4 protein-coding genes are annotated in these 2,052 nt (G+C 66.1%); 1 reads left to right on the top strand and 3 read right to left on the bottom strand.

Annotation, left to right across the window (positions count from 1 at the left end):
- The 3 genes from ENN83_RS10280 to ENN83_RS10270 form a co-directional block, all read right to left on the bottom strand.
- The coding region (locus tag ENN83_RS10280) for a hypothetical protein (protein ID WP_287186659.1) at positions 1–330 on the bottom strand (330 nt) is incomplete at its 3' end.
- Positions 331–423: 93 nt separating this feature from the next.
- Entirely contained in the window at positions 424–756 is a 333-nt protein-coding gene (locus tag ENN83_RS10275) for a hypothetical protein (protein ID WP_287186656.1), read from the bottom strand.
- A 633-nt stretch (positions 757–1,389) separates the two neighbouring features.
- Positions 1,390–1,725, bottom strand: a complete 336-nt coding sequence (locus tag ENN83_RS10270) for a transposase (RefSeq protein ID WP_287186654.1) — start codon at positions 1,723–1,725, stop codon at positions 1,390–1,392.
- On the opposite strand from ENN83_RS10270, the gene ENN83_RS10265 reads away from it, so the two are divergent.
- On the top strand, positions 1,724–2,052 hold a 329-nt coding region (locus tag ENN83_RS10265; protein ID WP_287186652.1), incomplete at its 3' end, for a hypothetical protein. The two genes, ENN83_RS10270 and ENN83_RS10265, sit on opposite strands and share 2 nt — an antisense overlap.

The raw sequence follows: 2,052 nt of genomic DNA, 5'->3' as shown, positions 1-2,052 counted from the left end.
GCCATCGCTCACTGGCAGACGGTAGAACCGCGTCCCGTCGGCCAGCCGCAATTCGCCCCTGCGGGCGGCCGGACCGACCGGGTCGGGATGCAGTCGCATGGCCAGTTCGTATTCGCCGTGTCGTGACATCCAGTGCGACCACTCGCCGTCGCCGGGTAGCCTGGGCTGCACCCAGATGGTGTAGTGGCTTTCGATGCTCCGTTCCCTGCGCGGGGTGCCAGCGGGCGCGCCCTCGGGTAGGTCCTGTGCCGGGCTGGCCTCCCCGCTGGTAGTATAGCTGATCGAGTCGATCAGACGGAGCACCGTGGGATCGGCATGGAATCCGGGCATGCCCGAAACCTCGACCGAGGCGGTATCGCCACCCTAAAGGCAGGTCTCGAACACGAAGAACCGGGACTTTTCAAGGCTGTCGCGCCCATCGCTTTAAAGGCGCGATTTCGTCTTTCGAGACGCTCGAGTTCGGCCCTGAAGTCCTGTTCCAAGTTCAGGGATCTCGACTTCGGTCCTGTCGCCGAGGTCCTGGATGTCGGCGACGATTCCCTGACCCCTGTCCGCAAGCTGCCGGGAGCGGCCGGAAACCAGCCTGGAATCCCATTTGTAGTCGATGCCGTTCCGGACGATCTCCTGGGTCCAGATCGCCTGGCGCTGTTCGAGCGAGCCGATGCTGTGCTCGACGGGCACGTCATAACTTTTCAGGGTGTTTTGCCCGACGCTGACGAGGTTCAGGGCGACTCCGACGAACGCATGGCCCAGCATCGAGGCAATGTTTCCCCCGATGCCGGCGGCGTCTGGCAGGGCAAAGATGGTTGCGATCCGCGCAATTGCCTCCGCCGGACGGTCGACGCTCCCGAGCTGTTCCAGGAGTCCGGTCTCGGCCAGATGCGTAACCGTAGCGATTCGCCGAGGCCGATTGCAGCGCCATGAACAGTTCGGCCATGCGGGTAATGCCGGGAAAGCCTGCGCCGCGAATCCGAACGATGCCCGGCAGCGTGGTGGTGACCGTGCCGGGGGTCAGGTCGATTTCCAGCCTGCCCGACCAGCCCGCCATCGCGGCTGCGGGCACGCGGCGCGTCCAGGTGGCCCATACCCCGCGCGACAGCGACATTTCCCAGTCGCCCGCGTATAGACCCCGGTCCAGCCGTACCAGCCGCAGCGCGCCCTCGACCGTCAGGCGGGCATTATCCTCGAAGGCATCGCCGTTGAGATCGAAAGGTGCCCACCCGCCCGGGCGGCCTTCGGGGAAAAGCGAACGCAGGACAGGGGCCGGCTCGGGCTGCTCCGGCGCAGACGCAGGCGAGGGGTTTCGGTTGCCGCACCGCCACCGGTCAGCACCGCCAGCCGCAGCCCCTGCCCGCTGGCCAGAAGTGGCCAGTCCAGAGTTGTTTCCGATCAAGTTGAAGCATATCCTGCGTGGCGAAGATAGCGGGCGCATTCCTGTGGGGTGAAGGCAGTCAGGGCGGATGCGATGGCGCTGCAGAGGGTATCGGCGCATCGGGCGGCGGCGCTTCGCACGAGGGCCTTGAGCCTGGCGAAGACCATCTCAATGGGATTGAGGTCTGGCGAATAGGCAGGCAGGAAGTGCAACTCGGCGCCGCGTGCCTCGATGGCAGCGCGCGCCTTGGTGTTCTTGTGGACGCTGAGGTTGTCGCAAATCACGATATCGCCCGGCTGCAGGGTTGGCGCGAGCATCTGCTCGACCCAGGCGCAGAATGCGTCGCCGTCCATGGCACCCTCGATCAGCCGGGGCGTCGATCCGGCCGTTACGCAACCCCGCGATGAACGTATTGTTGCGCCAGTGCCCATGCGGGACGGTGCCGACGCAGGGGGCGCCGCGCGCCTGTTCCGCGGCAATCACGGTCTTTTTTTTGCGCGTGATGCCGTGGCGGGCGAGCAGCCGGGAGACGCTGCTCCCCGAGGTCGCAATGCCCTCGCAGGCCAGCCGCGCCACGATCTCGCCGAGGTAAAGATCGGGGGTTTCCTCCAGCCAGCCAAGGATCTTCGACGCATGGGCCTCAAGGGTATCCGAGCGCCGGTCCCCGCCCATCGGCAACG

The organism is Rhodovulum sp. (assembly GCF_011048875.1).
In the GTDB taxonomy this organism is placed as follows: domain Bacteria; phylum Pseudomonadota; class Alphaproteobacteria; order Rhodobacterales; family Rhodobacteraceae; genus Rhodovulum; species Rhodovulum tesquicola.
Note: the sequence above shows the minus strand (reverse complement) of the source record. Positions and strands in the feature narration are given on the sequence as shown.

Bases quoted from the DNA above. Each gene is read 5' to 3' on its own strand.
- ENN83_RS10275 (WP_287186656.1), bottom strand. From the start codon at position 756: ATGCTGGGCCATGCGTTCGTCGGAGTCGCCCTGAACCTCGTCAGCGTC.
- ENN83_RS10270 (WP_287186654.1), bottom strand. From the start codon at position 1,725: ATGGACGGCGACGCATTCTGCGCCTGGGTCGAGCAGATGCTCGCGCCA.